This window comes from Streptomyces sulphureus DSM 40104 (assembly GCF_000381025.1).
GTDB lineage: Bacteria > Actinomycetota > Actinomycetes > Streptomycetales > Streptomycetaceae > Streptomyces > Streptomyces sulphureus.
The window spans coordinates 121,016-147,807 of the sequence record NZ_KB905823.1 but is presented as its reverse complement, the minus strand read 5'-3'; the positions used below and the strand labels follow the sequence as shown (position 1 = coordinate 147,807).

Sequence of the window (26,792 nt, the reverse complement as noted above, 5' to 3'; positions counted from 1 at the left end):
GTTTCGTCCTTACATGTCGCGGTGCTGCTCGCCGAACAGCATCCGGAGTTCGTCCTGGTTCACGTCGGCCCAGGGAGTGTCCGTGGCGCCGGTCCCGCGGGTGTCCACGGAGTCCGCGGCGAGTTCGTCCAGCGCGGAGAGCACTCGGTCGAGGGCTGTCTCCACCGTTTCCGCGGCGTAGCGGCCGGGGTCGAACCACCAGTCCAGGTGGAGCCGGCCATGGTGCAGATAGGCCCGCAGTTCCGAGCCATGGGTCAGGCATGCCGGAACGGAGCGCACCGACAGCTCTGCGGCCGCGGAGGGTCGCAGCGGCCCCTCGGCGAGTTCGCCGACGGCGTCGTAGGTGACGGTTCCGAGATAGGCGACCAGCAGGTCGGGCTGGGGGCGATCGGCCAGCAGCGCCGCAGACGGCGCGTGCAGGGTGCGCAGCACTCCGTACCCGAGGCCTTCGCGCGGCGTGTCACGGAGCGCGCGCCGCGCGGCCTCCGCCGCGCCCGCCGCTCCCCGGCGCCCCGTGCCGATCCGGACGGGGTGGAGCGTGGTGCAGGTGCCGATGGTGCGGTCGAGGTCGAATCCGGGCGGCAGGGCGCCCCGGCCGTGCCCCTCGACTTCCAGGACGACGTCCTCGGTGCCGGCGGCCTCCGCGACTGCCACCGCCACGGCCGCGAGCAGGAGCTCGTCCAGGCGGGCACGCCGGGCGCGTTGGGCCTCCAGCAGCTTCCCCGTGGCCTCCCGCGGCATCTCCCGTTCCGCCGAGCACGCGTCCCGCCGCGGGACGTCCGTGCTGGGCGCGGAGTGTGCGGGCAGGCCCGTGGCCGCTCCGCTCCCCAGCACTTCCAGCCACTGTCCGCGCTCGGCGTGCACCTCCGGATCGGCCGCGAGTCCGGCGGCCCACCCGGCCCAGGAGGACCAGGCGGTGGTGGCCTCGGGCTGCCGCACCTCCCGCCCGTCGAGGAGCTGCGTGCATGCGGCTGTGAGGTCTTCGAGCAGGATGCGCTCGGAGGCGTTGTCCACGCAGAAGTGGTGCAGGACCAGCGCGAGCCGCGCGGGCGCGCCGGCGCCGGACTCCAGGATCGCCGCCCGCAGGAGCGGGCCGGGCCGGTCCTGCAAGCTTCGACCGAGGTCGGTCAGCGTCGCGGCGAGGCGGGCGGGTTCGCTGTCCGGCGGGCCGTCCGGGACGGGGATCAGGGGGATCTCGAGGTCGTCGGACGTCTCCGGGGGGTCGATCCGCTGTCCCCACAGGCCGTCACGCTGCTCCAGACGGAGGCGGAGGGCGTCGTGGTGGGCGATCACGGCACGGACCGCCTCGCGCGCCACGTCCGGCGAAACCCCGGGCGCCAGGTCGAGGAGCAGCGGCACGGTGAACGTCCCGAGCCGCCGTCCCGCGCGATCCACGATCATCTGCTGCACCGGGGTGAGCGGCGGGGTGACGCTCGGCGCGGCGCTGGTCGCAGTCTGCTCGCCGGATGTCGGCGCCAGGGCGGCGGCCAGGGCGGAGACCGTCTGATGCTGGAACACGTCCTGCGGGCTCATGGGCAGGCCCGCGCGCGTGGCCCGGGATGCGACCTGGACGGCGACGACGGAGTCGCCCCCCAGGTCGAAGAAGTTGCCCTGCGCACCGATGTCGGGAATTCCGAGCACGTCGGACCAGATACCGCTGATCAGCTCCTCGGACGAGCCGCCCGTCACCGGTCCCGGTGCTCCCGTGTCGGGTGCCGTCGGTGCCGGGCCGTCTCCGGCGGCCAGGTCCGGGGCGTGCCCGCCGGCGGTCTCGTCCGGTGTGCCGTCCCCGGGGTCGGCGAAGCGCGGGGAGATCCAGTACCTGTCGCGCCGGAACGGGAGTCCGGGCAGTGGCACCCGCCTTCCGGAGCCCTGCGGTGTCGCCGCCTGCCGGTCCGGAGCCGTTCCCGCCGCCCACAGCGCTCCGAGTCCCAGCAGGTACGTCTCGTGGTCGTCGCGGTCCTCCCGCGGATGCCGCACCAGTCGGAGCGCCCGGTGCCGCCCGTCCCACGCGGGGCTGCGGCGAGCGAAGGTGGTCAGGGTGCGCCCCGGACCGCACTCCACCAGAATCCGGTCGGGTCCGCCGAGCGCGGTGCTCAACAGGTCGGCGAAGCGCACCGGGAGCCGGATCTGGCGTGCCCACCGGTCGGCGTCGCGGGCCTCCTCGTCGGTCATCCAGGTTCCGGTGACGCCGGAGAGCATCGGGGTGGCGGGCGGGTGCAGGGCTACCGAGGCCATGTGCGCGGCGAACTCCTCGGCCGCCTGGTCGAGGGCCGCGGTGTGGAAGGCATGCGCGGTGTGCAGCCGTCGCGCCGTCACGCCCCGCTCGGTGAGCCGCTCCGCCAGCCGTTCGGCGGCGTCCGCGGGTCCGGCCACCACTGTGGAACCGGGCTCGTTGACGGCCGCGACCTCCAGTTCCGTTCCCTCGACGGCGTCCTGGGCGGCCTCCTGCGGCAGCCCGACCGTGAGCATCACGCCCGCGGGGGCGGTGTGCATCAGGCGGCCTCGCGCGGCGACGGTACGCAGGGCGTCGTCGGGCGAGAGCACCCCGGCGAGGCACGCGGCCGTGTACTCGCCGACACTGTGGCCCGCCACCGCCGCGGTTCGTACCCCCTGCTCCTCCAGACGTCGGGCGAGGGCGTACTCCACGGCGAAGAGCGCCGCCTGGGCGAGGTCGGTGCGCCGCAGGTCCTCCTCCGGCCCTTCGATCAGAGGCGTGAGGACGTCGAGCCCGAGCAGGTCGGAGAGGCCTGCGGCCGCCCAGTCGAGGTGACGGCGGTAGTGGCTGTCGGCGCGGTACAGACCCGCCGTCATACCGCCGTACTGGGAGCCCTGTCCGGGCATCAGCAGCAGCGCACCGCCGTCGTCAGCAGTGACGCGTCCCTCGTGGGCGGAGAGGTGCCCCGGGGTGCGCAGCGCCTCCGCAGCCGTACGGTGCGTTCTCGCCACGACCGCGCGGCGGCAGGGGTGGTGGTGCCGTCCCGTGGCGAGCGTCGTCGCGACGTCTTCGAGCGCCGGCGGGTCCTCGCCTTCGAGCCGGTCGGCCAGCACACGAGCCGATGCCGACGCCTGCTCCCGGTCACGGCCGGAGACCAGGAGCACGACGGGCCTGCCCGCCTCCGCTTCGGCTCCCTTGCCCCGCGGGTCCCCGACGGACGGCGCCTCCTCCAGGACGACGTGGGCGTTGGTGCCGCCCACGCCCAGGGCGCTCGCCCCGGCCCGCAGGGGTCCCGGCGCCGACCACGGGGTGAGCGTGTCGACGACGTGGAACGGCGTCTTCTCCAGCCCCAGTTCGGGGTTGGGGCTCCTGTAGTGCGGAGTCGGGACCAGCTCACGGTGCCTCAGCGAGAGGACGGTCTTGATGAAGCTCGCCAGTCCCGCGGCGACCTCCAGGTGCCCGACGTTGGCCTTCACCGAGCCGATGCCGATGTGGTCGCCCGCGCCGACGCTTTCGAACGCGGTGGCCAGTGCGGCCACTTCGATGGGGTCGCCGAGCGCCGTACCGGTGCCGTGCGCCTCGATGTATCCGACGCTCGCGGGGTCCACGTCGGCCACCGCGAGGGCCTCCGCGACGACCTGGGCCTGCCCGTCGATGCTGGGGGCCGTGTAGCCCATCTTCTGGGCACCGTCGTTGTTGATGGCCGAGCCTTTGATCACCGCGTGGACGGGGTCCCCGGCGGCGAGCGCGTCGCTCAGCGGTTTGAGCAGTACGGCTCCCCCGCCGCTGCCGAAGACCGTCCCGGCCGCTTCCGCGTCGAACGGCCGGCACCGGCCGTCCGGGGACATGATCGCGCCCGGGTCGTACAGGTACCCGGCCCGGTGCGGGACCCGAACGGAGACGCCTGCCGCCAGGGCCATGTCCGTCTCGCCCGCCAGCAGGCTCTGGCAGGCCAGGTGCACCGCGACCAGTCCGCTGGAGCACGCGGTCTGCACGCCCACGGCGGGCCCCCGCAGGTCGAGCGAGTGGGCGATGCGTGTGGCGGTGAAGTTGGGGTCGTTCCCTCCGACCAACTGGACCAGCTCGAGGTTGAGTCCGGCGCCGAGCAGCGCCCTGGTGTCCTGCCGGGACAGAAGGTTGTACAGCAGGTAGGAGCTGACCGACGAGGTGGCGAAGACGCCCACCGCGCCGTCGCAGCCCAGCGGGTCGTAGCCCGCGTTCTCCAGCGCGTGCCAGCTCAACTGGAGGAGGAGCCGCTGCTGCGGGTCCATGGTCCGGGCCGCCTGCGGAGTGAAGCCGAAGAGCTCGGCGTCGAACTCGTCGACCCCGTCCACGGGCGCTGCGCGACGTATGTAGTGCGGGTCGTCGAGCAGCTCGTCCGGGACGCCCTCGCGCGCGAGTTCCTCGTCGGCGACATCCTGGATGCTCTCCGTGCCCGAGCGCAGGTTGGCCCAGTACGCGTCGAGGTCGCGCGCGCCGGGAAAGCGTCCCGCCATACCGATGACGGCGATGCCTTCGGCCTCCTCACCGGAGAGTCCCGGCCCGTCGTCCGACAGATGTGTCACTTGTTCCTCCGGCGCCTGTTCTGAGAGGTTTGGCGGTTCCGGGCGCGGTCCCGTGCCTGTGTGACGGCGTCGGACGCGCCGGTCCGCGCGGCTCCGCCCGTGAGTTCGGCGAGAACGCGGTCCTCCAGGTCGGCGAGGCTGACGTTCTGCAGCAGCCGGGCGACGGGCAACGCGACACCGAAGTCCGCCAGGACGGCGTTCTTGATGCGCACGGCCATCAGGGAGTCGAGCCCCATCCTGGTCAGGGCCTTGGACCTGCTCAGGTCGTCCGGACGGTGCCCGAGGACCTGCGCGACCCTGGCCAGCAGCCGTGCCGAGACGGCCTCCCGCCGGCGCTGCGGCTCCAGCCCGCGCAGCGCCTCGGGTCCCATCCAGTCGTCGTCCGCCGCGTCGCGGACCTCCGCAACGAGGGGGGCGAAGAGCGAGGACGAGGCGGTCTCCGGCATGGTCCGCACGAGCGCCTCCGGGTTGAGCCGGAGGGCCGCGACGGACCCCGTGCGGCGACCGGCCAGGGCTTCGAAGACGGCCATGCCTTCGGCCGGCGGCATCATCGGGAAAGCCTCGTGGCTGAGGTCACGGGCTTGGCCGATCTCTCCCCAGCCTCCCCAGGCGATGGAGAGGGCGGGCAGGCCGTGGGCGCGGCGCCATTCGGCGAGCGTGTCCAAAAACGCGTTGGCCGCCGCGTAGTTGGCCTGCCCGGCACCGCCGATGAGCGAGGCGATGGACGAGTAGCAGACCCACCAGTCGAGGTCGGCGTCGGCGGTGGCCCGGTGCAGTTGCCAGGCCCCGAGCGCCTTCGGGCGCCAGACCCGCTCCATCCGCGCGGCGTCGAGGTTGGTGACCACGCAGTCGTCGAGGACCATGGCCGAGTGCACGACACCGCACAGCGGGACGCCCGCGTCGGCGACCTCCTTCACGAGCCGCTCCGCGGTGCCGGGCGCGGCGATGTCCCCGCGCACGACCCGTACGTCGGTTCCCCCCGCTCGCATGCGGGCGAGCGCCGCCTCCGCCTCTTCGCCGGGTGCGGAACGGGCGTTGAGGACCACGCAGCCCGCGCCGTGCTCGGCGAGCCATTCAGCGGTGTGCAGGCCGACGCCGGTGAGGCCACCGGTCACGAGGTAGCCGCCGCCGTCCCGCACGGTCGGCCGGGCGTCGCCACTGTCCGGCGCGGCGCTGCGGCGCAGCCGGGCTACATGGCGGCGGCCGTCGCGCCAGGCGACCTCGTCGTCCGTACCGGCGGCCAGTTCGGCTGCGAGGCGGCCGAATTGGTCCTCTTCCCGGACATCGAGGTCCACCAGCGTGGTGCGCAGATCGGGGTGTTCCAGGGCCAGGGTCCTCGCGAGGCCGCGTATCCCCGCCTGGGCCAGGGCAGGGGCCTCGTCCGCCGACAGCGCGCGGCCCGCGCGCGTGACCAGCCACAGCCGGGGGCGCCCCTTCTCCATGTCCGGGGACGCGGAGACCAGAGCGGCCGTGGCACGGGCGGCGGCGAGCACTGCCGACCCGGCACGAGCGGCCAGCGCCTCGCCGTCCGGGTCGGCACGGTGACCGTCCGGGCAACGGCCCTCAGCCTCGGCCGTGCTGCCGGCGCCCGCCGTCGGCGTACCGTCCGTGCAGGACGCGCCCTCCGGGTCGGGGAGGAGGGAGTCCGCCAGGAGGACGACGTCTTCGGCTTCCGCGGCTCGCGCAGCGAACGTCGGGGAGTCCTCCGGGTCGGCGCTCACGCAGCGGCGGCCCGCCGCGGTCAGCGCCTCGCACAGGGCACGGGCGGGTGCGCCCGCTCCGGCCACCAGGACTGCGGCCTCGCTCCCCCGCTCCTCCGCCGCGGGCAGCGGCGCCTCCTCCCACTCGAGGGCGTAGAGCCGACCGTCCGCGGCGACCGGGAGATCGGCCTCGGCGGCACGACGGAGGAAGACGCCCCTCGCCTCGACGACGACGCGGCCGTCCTCGGCGAGGAGGTCGATGTCGGCGAGGAGGTCGTCGCTCCCTTCGACGGGCCGCACCCTGGCGTGGGCGAGTGCCGCCCCGTCCAGGTCGTCGACGACGCGCAGTGTCCGCAGTCCCGCGGGGAGATAGGTGTCGGGCCGGTCGAGGACGGCCGCGGCGATCCCGTGGAACCAGCCGTCCAGCAGCGCGGGGTGGGTGTGCAGCCGCGGGTGCGGAGCTGCTTCCTCCGGCCTCGCCAGGCGGGAGACGACGGACAGTTCGCCCTGCGGGCCGCCGTCTCCGGCGTCTGCGAGCCACAGTCCGGCGGTGCCGCGGAACGCCGGGCCGTGGTACTGGCCCGCGGCACGCATGCGGCGGTAGAGCTCCTCCGCCTCGCGCCGGTCGGTGTGGGCGGCCCTCAAGTCGGCCACGTCGCACGCGGGTTCACCGCCCGGCTTCCGGCCGTCGGGCCGCAGGACGACCCGCGCGGAGGCATGGACGGTTCGCCCCTCGACACCTCCCGCCGAGGTGACCTCGACCGCTGCCTGGTGCTCGCCCGTGATCCGCAGGGCGACGGTGACGGTCACCGGTCCGCTCAGCGCGAGGAACGCCTGGTAGTCGATGTCCTCCAGCAGGATCTCCTGGGGCGCGGCCTGGAACGCGGCGGCCCCCGCCGCCAGGGCCATTTCGCAGTAGGCGGTGCCGGGCAGGACGGGTACGTCGCCCACGCGGTGCTCCGCCAGCCAGGGGATCGCACCGGCGTCGAGCTGCGTCTGCCAGAGGTGCTCCCTCCGCTCGCCTGGCAGCTCGATGTGCACGCCGAGCAGCGGGTGCAGGTCGGTCTGCTTCCGCTGCCGCGCCCCGGCGGGGTTCAGCCAGAAGCGCCGGTGGTCCCAGGCCGTGGTGGGCATGTCCAGCAGCCGGCCGTGCTCCGGCACGGGCGGCGACACGGGCGCCCCGTGGCAGTGCAGCGCGGCCACATGGCTGAGGAACGTGAGGTGGTCGGCCTCGTCGCGGCGCAGGGAAGGCACCACGACGGCGTCGGAGACGCCCTCGCCCGCCGCGATCGTGACGATCTGCGGCTCGGAGGTGGGATGCGGGGAGACCTCGACGAACAGCCGGCGCCCGTCCGCGAGCGCCGCTGCGACCGCGTCGGCGAAGCGCACGGGATTGCGGAGGTTGGCGGCCCAGTACTCGGCGTCGAAGACCACCGGGTCCCGTGGGTGCCGGGCGGCGGTGGAGTAGAAGTCGAGCTGCGGTGCCTCGGGGCTCAACGTCCCCAGCCGTTCCCGCAGGAGCGGCAGCAACCCGTCCACGCGCGGCGAATGGGAGGCGAGTGTCACGCCCTTGATGCGCCGGGCGAGCAGGCCCTCCTCCTCCCACGCCGCGACCAGGCGCTCCACGGTCTCCTCGGCGCCCGACACCACCGTGCTGTCGGGTCCGGAGAGGACCGCCACGGAGACGTCGTCGTACGCGGCCAAGCGCTCGGCGGTCTCGTCCGCGGACAGTTCGACGAGGGCCATCGCGCCGTAGCCGCGCGGGTCGGACACGGCCAGCCGGGACCGCCGGCAGATCACCCGTACCCCGTCGGCCAGCGGCAACGCTCCGGCCACGACCGCCGCGGCGATCTCCCCCATGGAGTGGCCGATGACCGCGGCGGGCCGCAGCCCGTACGCCTGCCAGGTGCGGGCGAGCGCGACCTGCACCGTGAAGATCATGGGCTGGGCGCGGGAGAGGTCGGTGTCCGGGTCGGCGTGTCCGACCAGCAGCTCGCGCACGGAGAAGCCCGACTCCGCCCGGATCAGCGGATCGATCTCGTCCACGGCGGAGGCGAAGGACGGTTCCTTCTCCAGCAGCTCGCTGCCCATGCCGGCCCACTGTCCGCCCTGCCCCGGGAAGACCCATACGGTGCCCTTCCGCGCCGCGGGCGACTCCTGACCGGTGACCAGGCCCGTCGTCTGCTCCCCTGCGGTGAACGCGCGCAGCCGGGAAGCCAGCGCAGACGGAGCCGCGTCGGCGTCCAGCACGCACGCCGCACGCTCCTCCAGGTGCGAGCGGCGGCCCAGCGTGTGAGCGATGTCGGCCATTTCGGCGTCTGCGCCCGGGCCGTCCAGCCACTCCGCCAGGCGCCGCGCGGTGGTGCGCAGCGCCGCCGGGGACCCGGCGGACAGCGGCACGGTGATCAGTCCCTCTCGACGGTCACCGGGCAAGGGCGTGGGCTGCGGCGGTTCCGAGAGTACGAGGTGGGCGTTGGTCCCTCCCATGCCGAATGCGGAGACCGCGGCGTGACGCACGGCTCCCCCGACCGGCCAGTCCCTCGTCCGCGTGGGCACCACGAAGCGGGTGCCCTCCAGCGTGATGTTCGGATTGAGCTCGCTGAAATGCAGGTTGGGAGGCACCGCGCCCGCGTTCAGTGAGAGCACTGCCTTGATCAGCCCCGCGACGCCCGCGGCTTCCTCGGAGTGACCGAAGTTGGTCTTCACCGCGCCGAGCGCGCACGTCCCCGGTTCTCCACGCCCGTAGACGGCCGACAGCGCCTCGACCTCGATCGGGTCGCCCAGGACGGTCCCGGTGCCGTGCGTCTCGATGAGCCCCACCTGGTCGGCGGTGGTACCGGAGCGCCGCAGCGCCTCGGTGAGCACGTCCCGCTGGGCCGCGACGGACGGGGCGGTCAGGCTGGTGGACCGTCCGTCCTGGTTGACTGCGCTTCCGCGCAGCACCGCCAGGATCCGGTCGCCGTCGCGCTCGGCGTCGGCCAGCCGCTTGAGGACCACGATGCCGCAGCCCTCGGCCCGGACGATGCCGCTGGCCGAGGCGTCGAAGGTCTTGCACCGGCCGTCCTCGTCGGCGAGCCCCCCGGTCCGCAGCCCGAAACTGGTGAGGACGGAGCTGATGACGTGGACTCCACCGGCGAGCGCCACGTCGCTCTCGCCGTTGCGGAGGCTCTGGCAGGCCAGGTGGACGGCGACCAGCGACGAGGAGCAGGCGGTGTCGACGGCGACGGACGGGCCGTGCAGGTCCAGCAGATAGGACAGCCGCCCTACCGCCGTGCTGTGGATGGCCCCGGTCACGGTGTGCAGATCGTCCCTGGTGGAGGGGTCGTGCAGCCGCTCGACGAAGTAGTCGGGCGCCGCGATGCCGACGTACACACCGGTACGGCTTCCGCTCAGGCCGCGCGGCGACCGGCCAGCGTGCTCCAGCGCCTCCCAGGACACTTCGAGCAGCACCCGCTGCTGCGGGTCCATGCCCGCCGCCTCGCTCGGGGAGATACCGAAGAAGGCCGCGTCGAAACCGGCGGCGTCGTCGAGGAAACCCCCGCTGCGGATCGGGTTCCGGCTCTCCGGCGCGTCCGGCGGGTGTTCGGGAGGGAGCCCGTTCACGTGGCCCTCCCACCTCTCGGCGGGGAAGGGACCGACGGCGTCGCGTCCCTCGGTCAGCAGCTCCCAGAAATCCGCCGGCGAGGTGACGCCGCCCGGGTAGCGGCAGCCGATACCGATGAGCGCGACCGGCTCGTCGGGCCCGGCGCCCGCGGGCAGGGTGACGCCCGCTTCAGCGAGCTGTCGGGCCAGGGCGGCCCGCCCCTGCGGGGACAACTTGTCGATCAGTGCGGACAGATCGGTCATCGGGCGGGCTCCTCCGGTGTGCCGTCGGCGACGTCCTCGTCGGCCGTTTGCAGGATCTGGGCGAGTACTTCGGCGTCCCCGTCGGACAGCTCCGCTTCCGCGTCCGGAGCGCGTGTTTCGAGCGGGAGTCCCAGCCGGTCGGCGAGATCGCCCGCGAGAGCGGCGAGGGTGGGGTGCGCCCACACGAGCGTGGCGGGCAGCGGGATGTCGAGGGAGGTCTCCAGGCGGTTGCGCAGTTCCAGGGCTCCCAGGGAATCGATGCCGAACGTGCTCAGCGGGGCGGAGGGGTCCACCGGCAGCGTCCCTAGCCGCAGGACCGCTTGCAGATGCTCGGTCAGCTCCGCCTCCAGGAGTTCCCGCCGGGCGGCGCCGTCCGGGGCCGCCGCCAGGGCGAGGGGCAGGGCGGGGCCGAGATCCCGCCCTCCGCCGTCCTCCGCCGAGCGGTAGTGCTCGTACAGCGGCGAGTCCGCGGCGGCGGGGGACGAGGCGAACCACGTGTCGAGTGCGAAGTCGAACACGCCGCAGCGCGTCCGGTTCTGGCTCAACAGCCGCTCCATGGCGGCGAATCCGCTGGCCGGGGACAGCATCCGGTAGCCCCGCTCGGCGAGGTCCTGGCCGCCTCCGACCGACTCCCAGGGGCCCCATGCGACGCTCAGCGCGGGCAGTCCCCGGCGCGCGCGCCACTCGGCGAGCCCGTCCAGATAGGCGCAGGCCGCCGCGTAGTTCGCCTGCCCCGCGGCGCCGAGCAGGGAAGCGGTGGAGGAGTACCCCGCCCACCAGTCGAGGTCCTCTCCCTCCGTCGCCGCGTGCAGCCGCCAGGCACCGACCGCCTTGGGACGCCAGGCCCGGCGCAGTCGCTCGCCGTCCTGCTGGAGCACGGCCGCGTCGTCGAGTGCGGCGGCGGAGTGGACGACGCCGCGCAGCCGCTGCCCCTCCTTGTTCGCCGCGGCCACCATCCGGGGCGCCGTGCCGGGCTCGGCGATGTCGCCGGTCACGACCTCCACCCGGGTTCCGAGCGCCCGGATCTCCTCGACCTCCCGCGAGGCCCTCTCGGAGGGTGCGCCGCGCCCGTTGAGCACGAGCGCGCCCGCGCCCCGCTCGGCCAGCCGCCTGGCGGTGGCCAGCCCGATCCCGGTCAGGCCGCCGCTGATCGCGTATGCCCCGTCGGGCCGGGCGAAGGGCACCGTGCCGGGCTGCACGAGCACACGGTCGGGCAGCTCCTCGCCCATCGTCACGACCAGCTTGCCGATGTGCTCGGCGGCGGCCATGGCGCGGAAGGCGTCGGTGCTCCGCTCCAGGCGGTACTCCTCACAGGGCAGCCGGGCGAGCTTTCCTTCCGCCACCGCCGTCACCGTCTCGCGGAGGATGCGCCCGACGGCGTCCGGGCAGGCACGGGTCAGCAGGTCGAAGTCGACCGCGGTGAAGGTGAGGGCGCGCGAGAAGGGCAACAGCCCGAGCCGGTGGTCGTCGTTGATGTCCCGCTTGCCCAGCTCGATGAAGCGTCCACCGGGTGCGAGGGACTCCAACCCCAGCCTGAGGGCGGCGCCGGGCAGCGTGTTGAGCACGATGTCGACGCCCCGGCCCTCGGTGGCCTCCCGAAGCTCGTCGGCCCACGTCAGGCTCCGGGAGTCCATCACGCGCTCGACTCCCAGGTCGCGCAGGAACCGGCGCTTGGCCTCGCTGCCCGCCGTGGCATAGACCCGCGCCCCGTGGGTGAGGGCGACGGAGACCGCCGCGAGCCCGACGCCGCCGGAGGCGGTGTGGATGAGCACCCGGTCGTCCGGTTTCAGCCTTCCGGCCTCCATCAGGCCGTACCACGCGGTGCCGTAGGCCGTCGGGAGAGCCGCAGCGGCCACCGGGTCGAGCCCGTCGGGGAGCGGCACGACCAGCTCCTGCCGGGTGACCACGTGCGAGGCGAAGCTGTGGAACGCGACGGCCACGACGCGGTCGCCGACGCCCACCCCTGTGACGCCCGGGCCCACGGCGCTGACCACTCCGGCGCACTCGCCGCCCAGATGCAGCTCCCTGTCGTCGTCCTCGGGGAGCCGGTACCAGCCCATGGCCTTGAGCACGTCGCTGAAGTTGAGCCCCGCTGCCGCCACGCGGATCTCCACCTCGCCCTCGCCGGGCCGCGGCCGGTCGCGCAGCACCGGGCGGACGCCGTCGAGGTCGTTCGGACCGACGGACTCCAGCCGGAACGCGGCCCGTTCGCCCGTCGGTCCGCGGGCCGGCGTCGCGCGGCGCGGTTCGGGGGCATGCTCCATGCGGGCCACCAGACGCGTGCCCGAGCGGTGGGCGACCTCCTCCTCGACGTCATCGGCGGCGAGTTCCGCGACGAGCGCGTCGGCCGCGGCGTCGGCGGGCCCTGCGCCGAGATCCGTCATCGCAGCGCGCAGCTCGGGGTGCTCCCAGGAGAGGGTGCGCAGCAGTCCGCGCAGCGCCGCCTGTTCGGGGGTCCCGGCTTCGGTGTCGTCCACGGGGAGCGCTCCGCGCGTGACGAGGCGCAGGCGGGGCACGGGGGCTCCGGAACGCTCGGTCGTGGCCAGGACCCGGGCCAGCAGGATGGCGCGTTCCACCCGCGCGCAGGCCCGCTCCACCGCCGCCTCCGGATCGCTGCCACGCAGCCGCTCGTCCAGCTCGGCGGGGGGCAGTACGAGGGCCGCTCCGTGCACCTCGGGGTCGGCTGCGGCGGCGCGGAGCCGGTCCTCGTCCACGTCGGTCAGCAGCCGGCAGGCCCCGTCGCCGAGGCGTTCGCGCACGGCCGCCGCCAGCGGATCGTCGCCGTTCTCGGCGAGAAGCAGCCAGGTGCCGGACGGGGCGGTGGCGTCGTCCCGCAGCGGTGCGGGCCGCCAGACGAGGTCGTGGAGAAGGGAGTCCTCCGCCGCCGGTTCGGCCGCCTCTCCGCGCAGCCAGACGAGCCGGACGTCCCGCGCCTCCACGACGACGGCGCCCTCGGCGTCGAGCAGGCGGAGCCGCCCGACCAGAGCCACGCCGTCCGTGTCCCGCGGCTCCGCCTCCACGATCTCGGCCACGCAGCGCACGCCGGTCCGCGCGTCGCCCCTGACCCGCAGCGAGCCGAGGCCGGACGGCAGCAGGACGCCGTCCCCGCCGCCCGCGATCCCTCCGACCGCGTCCGGTACGGCGCCGAGGAGTTGCATCGCGGAGTCGAGAAGGGCGGGGTGCAGGTGCATCCCGTCGGCGCCGACGCGGCACCGCTCGTGCAGGGCGATGGTCCCCAGGACGCTGTCCGTCGCGTCCGGCGAGACCGCTACTTCGGTGACGCCGGTGAACGCGGGCCCGTGGTGCTGGCCGGCGGCCCGCAACCGCTCGTACAGCGCGGCGCTGTCGCTCCGCTCGGGATACGTCGCGGCCACGTCGCCGGATTCGTGGACGGCCTGTTCGCCGGCTGCGGCCCGCCGGACCCGGGCGCGGGCGTGCCGGGCCCACTCGCCCGCCGCGTCCTGTGCGCTGATCTCGACGATTCCGCTGTCTGCCGTCTCCTCCGTGAGGAGGGTGACGACTTCCGTCGGCTCCACGAGGGGAAGCAGCCGTTCGTAGGCGATGTCCTCCGCCAGGATCTCCCGGGGTCCGCAGCCGAACGCCTCGGCCGCGGCGGCGAGCGCCATCTCGCAGTACCCGGTGCCCGGCATCACGGCGATGTCCTCGGAACGGTGGTCGGCGAGCCAGGGCAGGCGCTGGGTGTCCACGGTGGCGCGCCACGCGTGCTGGACAGGCGAACCGGGCACGCGGACTCCGGTGCCGAGTAGTGGATGCCCGTCCGTCCGCCGTGCCGCGCCGCCTCCCGTTAGGGAGGTGTACCAGTAGCGTTCGTGCTGCCAGGACGTGGTCGGCAGGGTGGTGAGGGCGCCGTGCGGGTGGAGGCGGCGCCAGTCGACGGCGACGCCGTGCACGTGCAGGGCGGCCAGTGAGCCGAGCAGGGTCTCGCGCTCGGGCGCCTCGCGCCGCGTGGACGCACCGACGTGCGCGTCCGCGACACCGGCGGCCGTCAGCGCCTCCGTCACGGACTGGGTGACGATCGGATGCGGCGAGATCTCCAGGAACACGCGGTGGTCGTCCTCGGCGGCGGCGGTCACCGCGTCGGTGAAACGGACCGGGTTGCGCGCGTTCGCCGCCCAGTAGTCCGCGTCGAAGGCGGGGGTCTTGCGCGCGTCGTCCAGCACCGTCGTGTAGACGGGCACCTCCGGCTCGTCCGGCACGAGGTCGGACAACGCCCGCGTGATCAGCGGCATCACCGGGTCGACCTGCGGGCTGTGGCCCGCGCCCGTGGCGCCCTTGATGCGCTTGGCCATCAGCCCCTCCGAGGCCAGCTCGGAGACAAGGGCGTCGAGGGCCTGTTCCGGTCCCGCGAGCACCGTGGAGCGGGGCGAGGCGTGCACGGCCACGGTGACGTCCGGGTGGACCGCCGCGCGGCGAGCCGCCTCGTCCGCGGGCAGCTCGACCAGTGCCATGCCGCCCTTGCCGGCCAAGTGCTCCTGGAGCAGCAGGGAGCGGCGGCACATCACGCGTGCCCCGTCGGCGGGAGACAGTGCGCCGGCGGTCACGGCCGCGGCGACCTCACCCATGGAGTGGCCGAGAACGGCCGCCGGGCGCAGGCCGTACGAGCGCCACACCGCGGCCAGGCCGACCTGGAGCGCGTAGACGACGGGCTGGCTCCGGGCGACGTCGCCGAAGTCGCCGGATCGCAGGCACGCGCGCAGGCTGAAGCCCGCCTCCTGCTCCAGCACGGGTTCCAGGTCCTCGACGGTCCGGGCGAACTCGGGTTCGTCGTCGAGCAGTTCGCGTCCCATGCCCGCCCACTGCGAGCCGAAGCCCGAGAAGACCCAGACCGCGTCAGCCTCTTCACGCGCCTGTCCGGTGACCGGACGGGGCGCGGTGCCGCCTTCCGCGTGCGCCCGCAGCCCGGCCACCAGTTCCGCGCGGTTCCGTGCGGTCGCCACCAGGCGGTGCGGGAGCGGGGTGCGGTGCAGGCCGAGGGTGTGGCCGACGTCCCGCAGGGCGGGAGCGTCGTGCGGGGCGTCGATCCGGTCCGCGAGCCGTTCGGCGGCCTGGGCCAGGGCTCGGGGACTCGCCGCGTACACCGGGTACGGGCGGGGAACGGTGTCCGGGACGTCGCCGGGCTCCGGCGATCCGTCCGGCTCCGGGCGGTACGCCTCGAGGATCACATGGGCGTTGGTGCCGCTGACGCCGAAGGCGCTGACGCCCGCGCGGGGTGCCCGGTCGGCGTCGGGCCAAGCGGCTCCGTCGGCGGGCACCGCCAGCCGTGCGGCGCGGCGGCCGATGCGGGACGTCATCCGGTGGAAGTGCAGGTGCGGCGGTATCCGGTCGTGGTGCAGGGCCAGCACGGTCTTGATGAGCCCGGCCACCCCGGCGGCGGCCTCGACATGCCCGATGTTGGTCTTGGCCGAGCCGACCAGCAGCGGCGCCTCCGGCTTCCGGTCGCCGAACACGGCGGCGAGGGCCTCCAGTTCAATGGGGTCGCCCAGAGCCGTGCCGGTGCCGTGCGCCTCGACGTAGTCGATGTCGGCGGGCGTGAGCCGGGAGGTGCGCAGCGCCTCGCGGATCACCGCTTCCTGCGCGAGGCCGTTGGGAGCCGTGAAGTTGGTGCTCGCGCCGTCCTGGTTGACGGCCGAGCCACGGACCACGGCGAGAACCCGGTCGCCGTCGCGCTGCGCGTCGTCGAGGCGCTTGAGCACCACGACACCGCAGCCCTCGCCGCGTCCCAGGCCGTCCGCCGACTCGTCGAAGGCCTTGCAGCGTCCGTCGGGCGCGAGAGCACCCCACTGGCTCATGGTGACGTTGGTCTCCGGCAGCAGCATCAGGTTCGTGCCGGCGGCCAGAGCGAGGTCGCTCTCGCCCGTGCGGAGGCTCTGGCAGGCCAGATGGGTCGTCACCAGGGACGACGCGCAGGCGGCGTCCACCGCGATGCTCGGTCCCGTGCAGCCGAGGAAGTAGGAGACGCGGCCGGAGGCGTAGTTGGGCAGGCAGCTCGTGACCGTGTACCCGTCCACCTCCTCGGGGCCGAGGTGGCGGAGCTGGCGCACGGCGTACTCGTGGAGAGTGATGCCGGTGAACACGCCCGTCTTGCTGCCGCGCAGGTCCGAGGCGCGCACTCCGGCGTGTTCCAGTGCCTCCCAGGCGACTTCGAGCAGCAGGCGGTGCTGTGGGTCCATGGCCATCGCCTCGCGCGGCGCGATACCGAAGAACGCCGCGTCGAACTGGTCGGGTTCCCAGCCCGTCAGGAATCCGGCGCCGCGGGCACGGATGGTGCCGGGCACATCAGCGTCCTCGCCCAGGAACCGGCCGTGGTCCCAGCGGCTCTCCGGCACGTCGACCACGGCGTCGCGCCCCTCGTCGAGCAGGCTCCAGTAGGCGTCGGGTCCGCCGGCGCCGCCGGGGAGCCGGCAGCCGATGCCGATCACCGCGATCGGCTGCCGGAGCGCTTCCTCGGCGGCTCCGGCCCGCTCCTCCAGACGCTCGATGGTCTCCATGGCCTCAAGCAGCAGGTCACGACGGTCGGCGTTGTTCGTGGTCATGAGAGGGACCTCAGCTTTTCCGTGAGACGGTGAGCAAGTTCGTCCTCGGACAGGTCGGTGCCGCGGTCCGGGGCGTGAGAAGCGGTCGGGGGTGGGGCCGTCGCCTCCTGGTCCGACGGAGCGAGCAGCGCGAGCACGTGGTCCGTCAGGGCCTCGACGGTGGGGTGGTTGAACACCGCAGCGGGCGCCAGGTCGCAGTCGAACGCCGTGGCGAGCCGCTGTTGGGCCTGGACGCTCATCAGGGAGTCCAGGCCGATCTCGAAGAACCCCACACGCAGCGGCAGTTGACGCGGGTCGGCGAAGCCCATCACCTCTGCCACCGTCCGGCGCACGTGGTCCCGCACCAGCGTCCTGCGGCGGGCCCTCGGGGCGGCCTCGACGCTCGCCCGGGCGGCACCCGGCTCCTCCCCGGTCTCCCCGCCGGCCCCCGTACCGGCCATGTCTGAGCCGGTCAGCGGGTCCAGGAGCGGCATCGCGGTCCGCGACCGGTAGGCGGCGGCGAGCCGCTGCCAGTCGACGTCGGCCACGACGCGCTGCACCCGCGCGTCGGCCATGATGTGCCCCAGCAGGCGGATCGCCTCGTCGTCGTCGAGCCCCCGCATGCCGGACTCCTTCATCAGATGCCCGTACGACGCGGTGTCGGTCCAGGAGCCGAACGCGCCCCAGTTGACGACGCGGCACGGCAGCTCCCGTGCCTCCCGGGCGTGGGCGAACGCGTCCAGGAAGCGATTGGCCGCCGCGTAGTGGGCCAGTCCCCGCGAGCCCAGGAGCGCGGTCGTGGAGGAGAACAGGACGAAGTGACGGACCGGCTGGGAGAGGCTCAGCCGGTGCAGCAGGACCGTCCCGTCCACCTTGGGCCGGAGCATGTCCGTCACTCCGGCCGGGGTCAGCGCGTCGGTTTCGGTGAAGTCGTTGGTCATGGCCGCGTGGTAGACGCCGTGCAGCTCGGGCAGGTCCGCGCCGAAGCGTGCGAAGAGCGCGTCCATCGCACCGGGGTCGGCCACATCCGCGGCCACGGCGGTGACCCGCGCACCGGACTCCCGCAACGTGGCGACGAGTTCCGGCGACGGGCCCTTCCGCGAGGTGAGGACGAGGTGCCGGGCGCCCAGCGCGACCAGGTGCCTGGCGAGCCGCGGGCCGAGCAGCCCGCTGGCGCCGACGACCAGATGGCAGCCGTCGGGGTCCAGCCTCAGGTCCGATCGCGGCACCCTGTCCTTCTCCAGCCGCGGCACGTACCGCTCGCCGCCGCGGAAGGCGACCTCGGGTTCGTGGCCGGCGGCGTCCGGACGGGACTCCACGAGCTCGTCGACGACGAGTTCCGCGGCGGCCCGCGGATCGTCCGCGTCCACGTCGACCGCCCCGCCCCACGTCGCCGGGTAGTCCAGCGCCAGAGTGCTGCCCAGCCCCCACAGGGCGGCTCCGCCCGGGCGGACCTCCGACCGCCCGTCCACGGCCTGGGCGAGCCGGGTGACCAGGTGCAGCCGCGGCGTGGGATCGCGGTCCGCGAGGACGCGGACGAGCCGCAGCAGGCGGATCGTCTCCTCGTGCACGGGTGCCGGGTCGCCGTCCGGCGCGCCGGGCAGGGCGAGTCCGCCCAGGTGCACCACCCGGTCGATCTCCGCGAGCGGGGCGTCGTCTGCCAGCGCGGCGTCGACCGAGACCACGCGGCGGCACCGGGCGCCCGCGGCCTCCAGCCGTTCGGCGAGCGCGGCTGCGACGCCCGACGGGTCGTCACCGACCAGCAGCCAGCGGGTGCCCTGCGCGCCCGGGGTGCCGGCGGATTCCGCGGGGCGCTCCGGGCGGACCGGCGGTGCGGGTGACCAGACGAGCCGGTGCGTCCACTCCTCGCGGACGTGCTCCGGTTCGCTCTTCCGGTCCGCGTCCGGCATGCCGTGGTGGTTGTGCTGCCAGGCGTATCGCGGCAGGTCCGTGAGGCGGCCGTCGGGCACGAGGGCCGACAGGTCCACGGGAGCACCCGCCCCGTACAGCGTCGCGAGGGCCGAACGCAGCGTCGCCGTGGCGTTCGTACCGCGCCGGGAGCACGCGACGGCGACGGCGTCGGACACGTCACGCTGCCGGGCGATGTGGGTGACGGACCGGGTCAGGACGGCGTGCGGGGCCAGTTCGAGGAAGACCCGGTGCCCGTCCTCCAGCGCGGCGTCCACCGCGTCGGCGAAGCGCACCGTGCCGCGCAGGTTCGCGCCCCAGTAGGCAGCGTCGTAGGCGGGGGTCCGGCGCGGGTCCTCGTGCACCGTGCTGTATACGGGGACGCGCGGCGTCAGCGCGGTCAGATCGGAGACGCTCGCGGCCAAGCGGTCGTCGAGACCGATCATCTGCCGGCCGTGGAACGCGACGTCGGAGGCGACCCGACGCACGGGAATTCCCTCGCTTTCGCACTCCGCCACCACAGCGTCGACGGCCGCCGGGGACCCCGACAACACGACCGAGTCGTGGGCGGCGCGGATCGCGACGTCCACCTCGACGTCGTGCCAGCGCTCGACCGCCTCCGGCTCGGGCAACGTCACCACTGCCATCGCGCCCTGCCCTGCCACCTCGGCCAGCAGCCGCGACCTGCGCAGTACGATCCGCGCCGCCGTCTCGCGGGGAAGCGCCCCGGCGGCCACGGCGGCGGCGATCTCTCCCATGGAGTGGCCGAGGACGGCCGCGGGGGCGGCACCGTGGGCTCGCAGCGTCTCCGCGAGGCCGACCTGCACGGCGTGGATGAGCGGCTGGACACGGTCGGCGGGCAGCGCGTCGAGGTCGGCCTCGGCCAGGTCGGCGCGCAGCCGAATACCGGCCTCCTCCTCGTACACCGGGGCCAGCGCGTCGATCACGGCGGCGAACTCGGGCTCGTCGAGGAGTTCGCGGCCCATCCCGGTCCACTGCGAGCCGTGCCCGGAGAAGACCCACACGGCCCCGTCCGCCGCGCTCGGCGTCACGGCCGTGTGCGCGGTCAGCGTGGCGGCTTCGCCCCGTGCGGCGGCGTCGAGCCGTTCGGCCAGTTCCTGCGGACCGTCTGCGACGGCGGTGATCCTGTGCTTCGCGTGGGCGCGCCGATGTGCCAACGTATGCGCGACGTCGGCGAGTTCAGGCGGGTCGGACTCCAGGCGCCGTGCCAGTCGCCCGGCGTTCTCCCTGGCCGCCTGCTCGGTTGCGCCCGTGAGCACGAACACCCGTGCCGCGCGGGGCAGTTCCGGGCGCGTCCCGGGCTCCGGGACCGGTGACTCCTCGACGATGGCGTGCGCGTTCGTACCCCCCATCCCGAACGAGGAGGCCGCCGCGAGCCGCGGTCCCCCGGCGACCGGCCACTCCGTGACGGCCGTGGGCACGAACAGCCGCGTACCGGCCAGCTCCATCTTGGGGTTGGGCTGCCGGAAGTGCAGGTTGGGCGGGACGACTCCGTGCCGGACGCAGAGCACCGCCTTCAGCAGCGCGGTGACGCCCGCGGCGGCCTCCGTGTGCCCCAGGTTCGTCTTGACCGCGCCCAGCGCCAGTCCGCCCTTGTCCCCTCGGCCGTACGCCGAGGCGATGGCCTCGACTTCGATCGGGTCGCCCAGTTCCGTGCCCGTGCCGTGGGCCTCGATGAAGCCGACGTCCTCCGGAGCGGTGCCGGTCCGGGCGACCACGTCGGCCAGCAGCTCCCGCTGGGCGGTTCCCGAGGGAGCGGTGAGCCCGTTCGACTTGCCGTCCTGGTTGACGGCGGAGCCCCGCAGCACCGCCAGCACGCGGTCGCCGTCGTCGAGAGCGTCGGTCAGCCGCTTGAGGAGCACCATCGCGCAGCCCTCGGTGCGCACGATGCCGTTGGCGGACGCGTCGAACGTCTTGCACCGCCCGTCCTCGGCGAGCAGGCCGTACCGGTGCAGCGACAGGCTCAGCTCCGGGCCGAGGATGAGATTGGCGCCACCGGCGAACGCCAGATCGCTCTCCCGCAGACGCAGGCTCTGGCACGCGAGGTGGACTGCGGCCAGCGACGACGAGCAGGCCGTGTCCAGCGCTATGCACGGGCCGCGGAGCCCCATCGTGTACGACAGCCGTCCCGCGGCCACGCTGTGCAGGCCGCCGGTGATGGTGTAGGCGTCGACCGATTCCGGCTCGGCGAGCCCCGCTTGCAGGTGCTCGTTGTAGTACAGCCCGAGGAAGACGCCGCTACGGCTGCCGTGCAGCCCGGGCACCGGGACACCCGCGTGCTCGGCCGTCTCCCAGGCCACTTCCAGGAGCATGCGCTGCTGGGGGTCCATGGCGGCGGCCTCGCGCGGCGAGACCGCGAAGAACTCGTTGTCCAGGCCCCAGGGGTCGTCGAGCAGCCCGCCGTGCGCCAGTCGGGGCTCCGCGAGCGCCCCGGTCCGGCCGTTGGCCCTCCCCCCGCCGCGCGAGGTCTCCCCCACGAGATCCCGCGCCTCGAGCAGCGCCGACCAGAAGTCCTCCGGGGTGGTGACGCCGCCCGGGAAGCGGCACCCCAGCCCGATGACCGCGATCGGTTCCGACGCGACGGTACCGGCCGTACCGGCGAGCCGGGCGGCGAGTTCGCCGCGCCGCCCGTCCGTCAGTTCGGCCAGCCGCTGACTCATGCTGGTCATGCCTGTCCCTTCCTGGTCTGCGCGCTCTCCTTGGTGCCGTCACGCCCTTCGTGGCGACCGTCGGAACCGGTGTCGGCCTCGAACTCGTCGAGCAGGGCGGCGAACCCGTCGACCGCCGGGGCGGATGCGGTGTCCGTGCCGGGCCCGGGGGCGCCTTCCCGGTCCGTCTTCTCGGTGGCGGAAGGCGTGTCGGCCGCATCCAGCAGCTCGGTGATCCGCTCGCTGAGGGCGTGTGCCGTGGGGTGGTTCCACAGCAGCGTGGCGGGCAGGGCGAGCGAGAACTCCCGCTCCATGCGGCGCCGGATGGCGAGGGCCATGATGGAGTCCATGCCGATCTCCGCGAGCGGCCGACGGGGATCCAGGGCCGCCACGGTGAGGCCGAGTTCGGCCGCCACCAAGGCGCGGACGCTGCTCCCGACCCGGTCGCGCAGCTCGGCCCCGCTCATTCCCCGGTACGTGTCGCCGTCGCCGTCGCGGTCGGTGTCGTCGGCGTCGGCGCCCTCGCCGAGAAGCTCTTCGAGAAGGGGCAGCGCACGGGGCGGTCGCCGAGTGCGGTCCACGGGCAGCACCACGAGGTGGGCGCCGGCCCGTCGCCCGGCGTGCCACCAGGCGGCCAGCCCCTCGCGCGCCGTCAGATCACGCACCCCGACGGCCTCGAACTCCGCTGTCAGCTCCCCCGCCGTCGCGGCCAGGCCCGTGTCGCGCCAGGCGGGCCAGGCGATGCTCATCGTGTGGCGGCAGCCCTGGGCGCGTCGGCGCTCCGCGAGACCGTCGAGGAAGGCGTTGGCGGTGGCGTACCCTCCCTGGCCCGCGAGGCCCAGCTGACCCGCCACGGCGGAGAAGAGGACGAAGAAGTCGACCGTGCCCGGCGGATGGAGCCGGTCGAGCGTCAGCGCGCCGGCGACTTTGGGCCGCAGCTCGGCCCGGAGCGAGGAGCGGGTGAGTCCGTCGATCGTGCCGCCGTGGATCACGCCCGCCGCGTGCACCACCCCGCGGATCGGCGGCATGTCGAGGGCGTCGGGGTCGAGCACCGCACGGACCTGCTCCTCGTCGGCGATGTCCACGGCCACCGTGCGCACCGTCGCCCCCGCGCGCTCCAGTTGACGCACCCGTTCGATGCGGTAGCGGGTCCTTGGGTCGGTGACGCTGTGCCACGTGGTGCGCGGCGGCAGCGCACCACGCCCTGCCAGGACGAGTCGCCGTGCTCCGGCAGCGACCAACTCCTCCGCGATACGCAGCCCCAGTGCGCCGAGTCCCCCTGTGACCAGGTAACTCCCGTCGGGTGTGCAGTACGGGCGCTGGTCCTCCGGCGCCGCCAGTGGCGCGCGCGTGAGGCGCGGCCGTAGCGGCCCTTCGGCCGTGAGGCGCAGCACTTCCTCGTACGGCACGTCGTCGCGCGGCTCTCCGGCGACCACCCGCAGCAGGCTCGGGAACGCCGTGCCGTCCGGAGTGTGCGGGTCGCGGTGGATCAACCCGCCCCACCGCTCGGGGTGTTCTCCGGCCGCGACGCGGCTCAGTCCACGCAGCGCCTGCTGCCCCAGCGCATCGCTCCCCCGGCCGTCCCAGTCGCCGACGGCGCACCACAGTCTGGGCGCGCTGCCCTCCGGTACACGTGCGAGGTCCCGCACCGCGCGGACCATCTGCCAGGCAAGTTCCTCGACGTGCTCCGCCGTGTCCGGTCCGTCCGCCGGTTCCGCGCAGGAAGGGACGAGTACCGCGGTGCCGACCCCGGCCAGGCGAGCGAGCTGCGCGTCCTCGGCCAGATCACCGGAATCCTCCAGACAGACCGTTCGGGCGCCCGCGGCCCGCAGCCCCGCGGCAACGGCACCGGCGGGTCCGTCCGACGCGCCGATCACTGCCACGGCGGGGCGGGACGCCTGGACCAGTGCGTCCTCCGGCACGGGCTCCCAGCGCACGACGCGGAGGATCTCGTCCGGGGGGACTTTTCCTGCCGCCGCCTCCGGGGCGGAGAACCGCAGACCGGTCAGGGTCAGCGACTCACCCCGGGGGCCCGCAACCGACCCGGAGAAGAGCGGTCCGCCGGGCTCCGATGCCGCCGGGTCGGCCGCACCGGACGGGGACTCATCGCGGGCGAGGGTGAGCAGCGCCCGGCGGGGCGGGGGCCCTGTGACGCTGAGCTCGCTCAGCTCCTCGGCGAGGGCGGGCCCGGTGCCGTCCGGAAGTAGCGCGCAGGCCAGCGAGAGCGCCGCGTCGGCCCATACCGCCCAGCCTCCGGCAGGGGGTTCGTCGCCTGTCGGCGCCCCGACGACCTCCAGTTCCGCGGTCAGCTCCTCGTCCGTCACCCGGTGGGTGACCACACGCCACGGGAACGCGGCGGCGCCCGTACGGGCCGGCGGTCCCGCGACGGACGGGGCGCCGTCGTCGGAAGCGTCCGCGCGCGGCGCCCCGCATGCCGGGGCGTGCCGTGCTCCCGCCCCGGCGTCGCCGGTGCTTCCGTTCCGGCACGCGGCGTGCAGTCGTTCGGGGCCGTGCCCGTCCGGGGCGCTGCCCGTGGTCGCTGCCGCGTCGTGGGCCGTCGGGGACGAGGAGACGCTGACCGTGCCGTCGACGGCGACGACGTGCACGTCCCGCTCGCCCTCCAGGGTCAGCGGCTCCCGGAGCGAGACGTCGCATACCGTGGCGGAACCGCTTTCCTGGGCTTTCCCCGCGCTGTCCTGTACCGCCGCTATGAGCGTGGCCAGGATGACGGCGGGTGCGAGCGCGGGGCGGTCGCCCGACGTGTCGGGCTCCCCCGGCGCCGACGCGCCGTCGAGAAGCGTGTGCCACACCCGTCCGATGGCCCCGCGGCCCAGGGGGACGGGCGCGCCGAGGAGCGTTCCGGTGGCAGGGGCGTGGCCGCCGGTGAACCCTGGCGACGACACGGCATCGTGCCAGTGACGCTGGTGATCCCATGCTGTCGTGGGGACGGCGGCCCGCTCACGCGCCGAACCGCCTGCCTCGGAGTCGAAGCGGACCGGGACCCCGTGGCAGTGCAGGGTCGCGGCGGCACGCAGAAAAGCTCTGCGCTCCGGTGTCGCCCGCCGGAGCGTTCCTACGACGCACGCGTCCTCGATGCTCGCGTGGTGAAGGGACTCGCGGATGGAGTGCACCACCACGGGGTGCGGGGAAAGCTCGACGAACGCTCGGTGTCCGTCCTCAGCGGCCGCCCGCACCGCCGCTTCCAGCCGTACCTCACCGCGCAGGTTGCGCACCCAGTAAGCGGCGTCGAACGTGTAGGACGCGCGTGGCTCGGGCCCCGAAGTGGAGTACAGGGGGATGTCCGGCACTTGGGGCGCCAGGCCGTCAGCGGCGGTCGCGAGATCGTCCAGGAGCGGGTCCATCTGCGGGCTGTGGAACGCCACGTCCGACGCCACACGCCGCACCAGGAAGTCCTCCTTGCCCCAGCGCTCGACGGCCCGTTCGACGTCGTCGGGGCCGCCCGCCACGACGGTGGCCTCGGGCGAGGCGCTGATGGCCACGCTGAGCCCTTCCCCGCCCTCCCGCCGGAGCAACTCGCGTACCTCGCCCGCCGGGAGGGACACGAGCGCCATCGCTCCCTTGCCCATGACTCGACGCAGCAGCAGCGAGCGGCGGCACACCAGGCGTGCGCCGTCCACGCGCGAGAGAGCGCCTGCCACCACAGCGGCGGCGATCTCCCCCACGGAGTGTCCGAGCACCGCGGCAGGCTCGGCACCGTGCGCCCGCCAGACTTCGGCCAAGGCCGTCTGAACGGCGAACAGCACGGGCTGTATCTGGTCCGCGCCGGCATGTTCCGCGTCGGCGCCGGTGAGGAACTCGTGGAGCGAGAAACCGGCCTCTGCGAGGAAGACCGGCTCCAACTCGGCCAGGACACCGGCGAACGCCGCCTCTGTGGCCAGGAGTTCGCGTCCCATGCCGGTCCACTGCGAGCCATGTCCGGAGAACACCCAGACCGCACCGGCATCGCCCCCGGGCAGCACACGTCCGGCGACCAGATCGGCGTGCGCCTCGCCCGCCAACCACGTGTCCAGCGCGGACAGCACTTCCGTCGAATCCGATGCCACGGCCGCTGCTCGACAGGCAGCGTGTGAACGCCCCTCAGCCAGCGTGTGCGCCACGGATGCGGCACTCGCCTCTCCCGCCGCTTCCCTGAGCCAGTCAGCGAGCCGACCGCCCGCACGCTCGCGCGCGGCTTCTGAGGAGCCGGACCAGGGGAACACCATGGGCCGGTCCGGGCCGTCAGCTCCCACGCCTGCCGCCACCTCGCCGACCGTGTCCGCGGCACCCGGCGCACCGGGCACGGCGGAAGCGGCAGCCGAAGCCGCAGGCGACTCCTCGACCACCAGGTGCGCGTTGGTGCCGCCGAAGCCGTAGGAGGAGACTCCGGCGCGACGGGAACGCGCGCGACGGGGCCAGGGGACGGCTTCCGTGACGATACGGAAGCGGTGTCGCTCATCGGCCAGCGCGGGGCTCGGGTTGCGGTGGTGCAGGGACGGCGGAATCTCACCGTGTCCCAGTGCGAGCAGCACCTTGATGAGGCCGGCCATCCCGGCAGCGGCCTCGGCGTGCCCGATGTTCGTCTTCACGGACCCCACGAGGCACGGGTCGTCCGCGAGCCGCGCGGAGGTGATGGAGGCGAGGCCGGCCGCTTCGGCACGGTCCCCGGCGGGAGTGCCGGTGCCGTGCGCCTCGATGTAGTCGAGCGTCGTCGGCTCCACTCCCGCGGCCTCGCAGGCCAGCCGGACGGTGCGGGCCTGGGCCTCGCTGTCGGGAGCCATGATCCCTACGCCGTGGCCGTTCTGGGTGACGGCACTTCCACGCAGTACACCGAGCACCGGATCGCCGTCGGCGAGGGCGTCGGCGAGCGTCTTGAGGACGACGACGCCGCAGCCTTCCGCCCGCACGTACCCGTCGGCGTCGATGTCGAAGGCTCGGCAGCGTCCGCTGGGGGACAGCGCCCCCGCACGGTCGAAGTTGACGGTAAGTCCGGGCGACAGCAGCAAGTTCACCCCGGCCGCGAGCGCCAGGCGGGACTCCCCCAGGCGCAGGCTCTGGCATGCCTGGTGCACGGCGACCAGCGAAGAGGAGCATGCGGTGTCCACGGTGAGGGACGGTCCGTGCAGACCCAGGTGGTACGACAGCCGGGCTGCGGCGCTGCCCAGGGTGCTCCCCACACCGGTCCATGCCTCGATCGAGGGGAGGTCTTCCAGAAGACGGCGCCCGTAGTCGTCCGACCAGGCCCCGACGAACACACCGGCGGACGTCCCGGCCAGGCTGCCGGGAGCCGTTCCGGTACGCTCCAACGCCTCCCAGGCCACCTCCAGGAGCAGGCGCTGCTGCGGATCCATCGCCCGCGCCTCCTTCGGACTGATGCCGAAGAACTCCGCGTCGAATCCCGCAACATCGGTGAGGAACCCGCCGTGCCGGCTGGTCTCGCTCAAAAGAGCGTCCGTCCTCGGGCCACGCCCCTCGTACTCTGCCCAGCGGCCGTCAGGAACCTTTCCGACGGCATCACCTTTTCTCCGCAGCAGGTCCCAGAAGGCTTCTGGTGATTCGCCACCTCCAGGAAACCTACAGGACATACCGATTACCGCGATCTCTGTCCTCAACAGGGCAGACCGAACTCCAGACAC

Annotated in this window: 5 protein-coding genes; all 5 read right to left on the bottom strand. The window is 74.1% G+C overall.

Going from position 1 to position 26,792, the window contains the following annotated elements; genetic code table 11:
* Window positions 1-9: 9 nt before the first annotated feature.
* The 5 genes from F603_RS32945 to F603_RS32940 are packed head-to-tail and all read right to left on the bottom strand — an operon-like array spanning window position 10 to window position 26,792.
* Complete coding sequence (locus F603_RS32945; RefSeq protein WP_019548885.1) at window positions 10-4,503, bottom strand: type I polyketide synthase; 4,494 nt, start codon at window positions 4,501-4,503, stop codon at window positions 10-12.
* Window positions 4,500-10,049, bottom strand: coding sequence for a type I polyketide synthase (locus F603_RS0126070; protein WP_019548884.1), 5,550 nt, complete (start codon window positions 10,047-10,049; stop codon window positions 4,500-4,502). Before F603_RS0126070 ends, F603_RS32945 begins: the two co-directional genes overlap by 4 nt.
* Window positions 10,046-16,603 carry a type I polyketide synthase gene (locus tag F603_RS0126065; protein ID WP_019548883.1) on the bottom strand — a complete coding sequence of 2,186 codons (6,558 nt, stop codon included), beginning with the start codon at window positions 16,601-16,603 and terminating at the stop codon, window positions 10,046-10,048. Before F603_RS0126065 ends, F603_RS0126070 begins: the two co-directional genes overlap by 4 nt.
* On the bottom strand, window positions 16,600-21,180 hold the full coding sequence (locus tag F603_RS0126060; RefSeq protein WP_019548882.1) for a type I polyketide synthase: 4,581 nt from the start codon (window positions 21,178-21,180) through the stop codon (window positions 16,600-16,602). The genes F603_RS0126065 and F603_RS0126060 overlap by 4 nt, the downstream gene beginning before the upstream one ends.
* On the bottom strand, window positions 21,177-26,792 hold the full coding sequence (locus F603_RS32940; protein ID WP_281168911.1) for a type I polyketide synthase: 5,616 nt from the start codon (window positions 26,790-26,792) through the stop codon (window positions 21,177-21,179). Before F603_RS32940 ends, F603_RS0126060 begins: the two co-directional genes overlap by 4 nt.

Excerpts from the sequence above, each read along its gene's own strand:
- F603_RS0126070 (WP_019548884.1), bottom strand. The coding sequence starts at position 10,049 with ATGACCGATCTGTCCGCACTGATCGACAAGTTGTCCCCGCAGGGGCGG.
- F603_RS0126065 (WP_019548883.1), bottom strand. The coding sequence starts at position 16,603 with ATGACCACGAACAACGCCGACCGTCGTGACCTGCTGCTTGAGGCCATG.
- F603_RS0126060 (WP_019548882.1), bottom strand. The coding sequence starts at position 21,180 with ATGACCAGCATGAGTCAGCGGCTGGCCGAACTGACGGACGGGCGGCGC.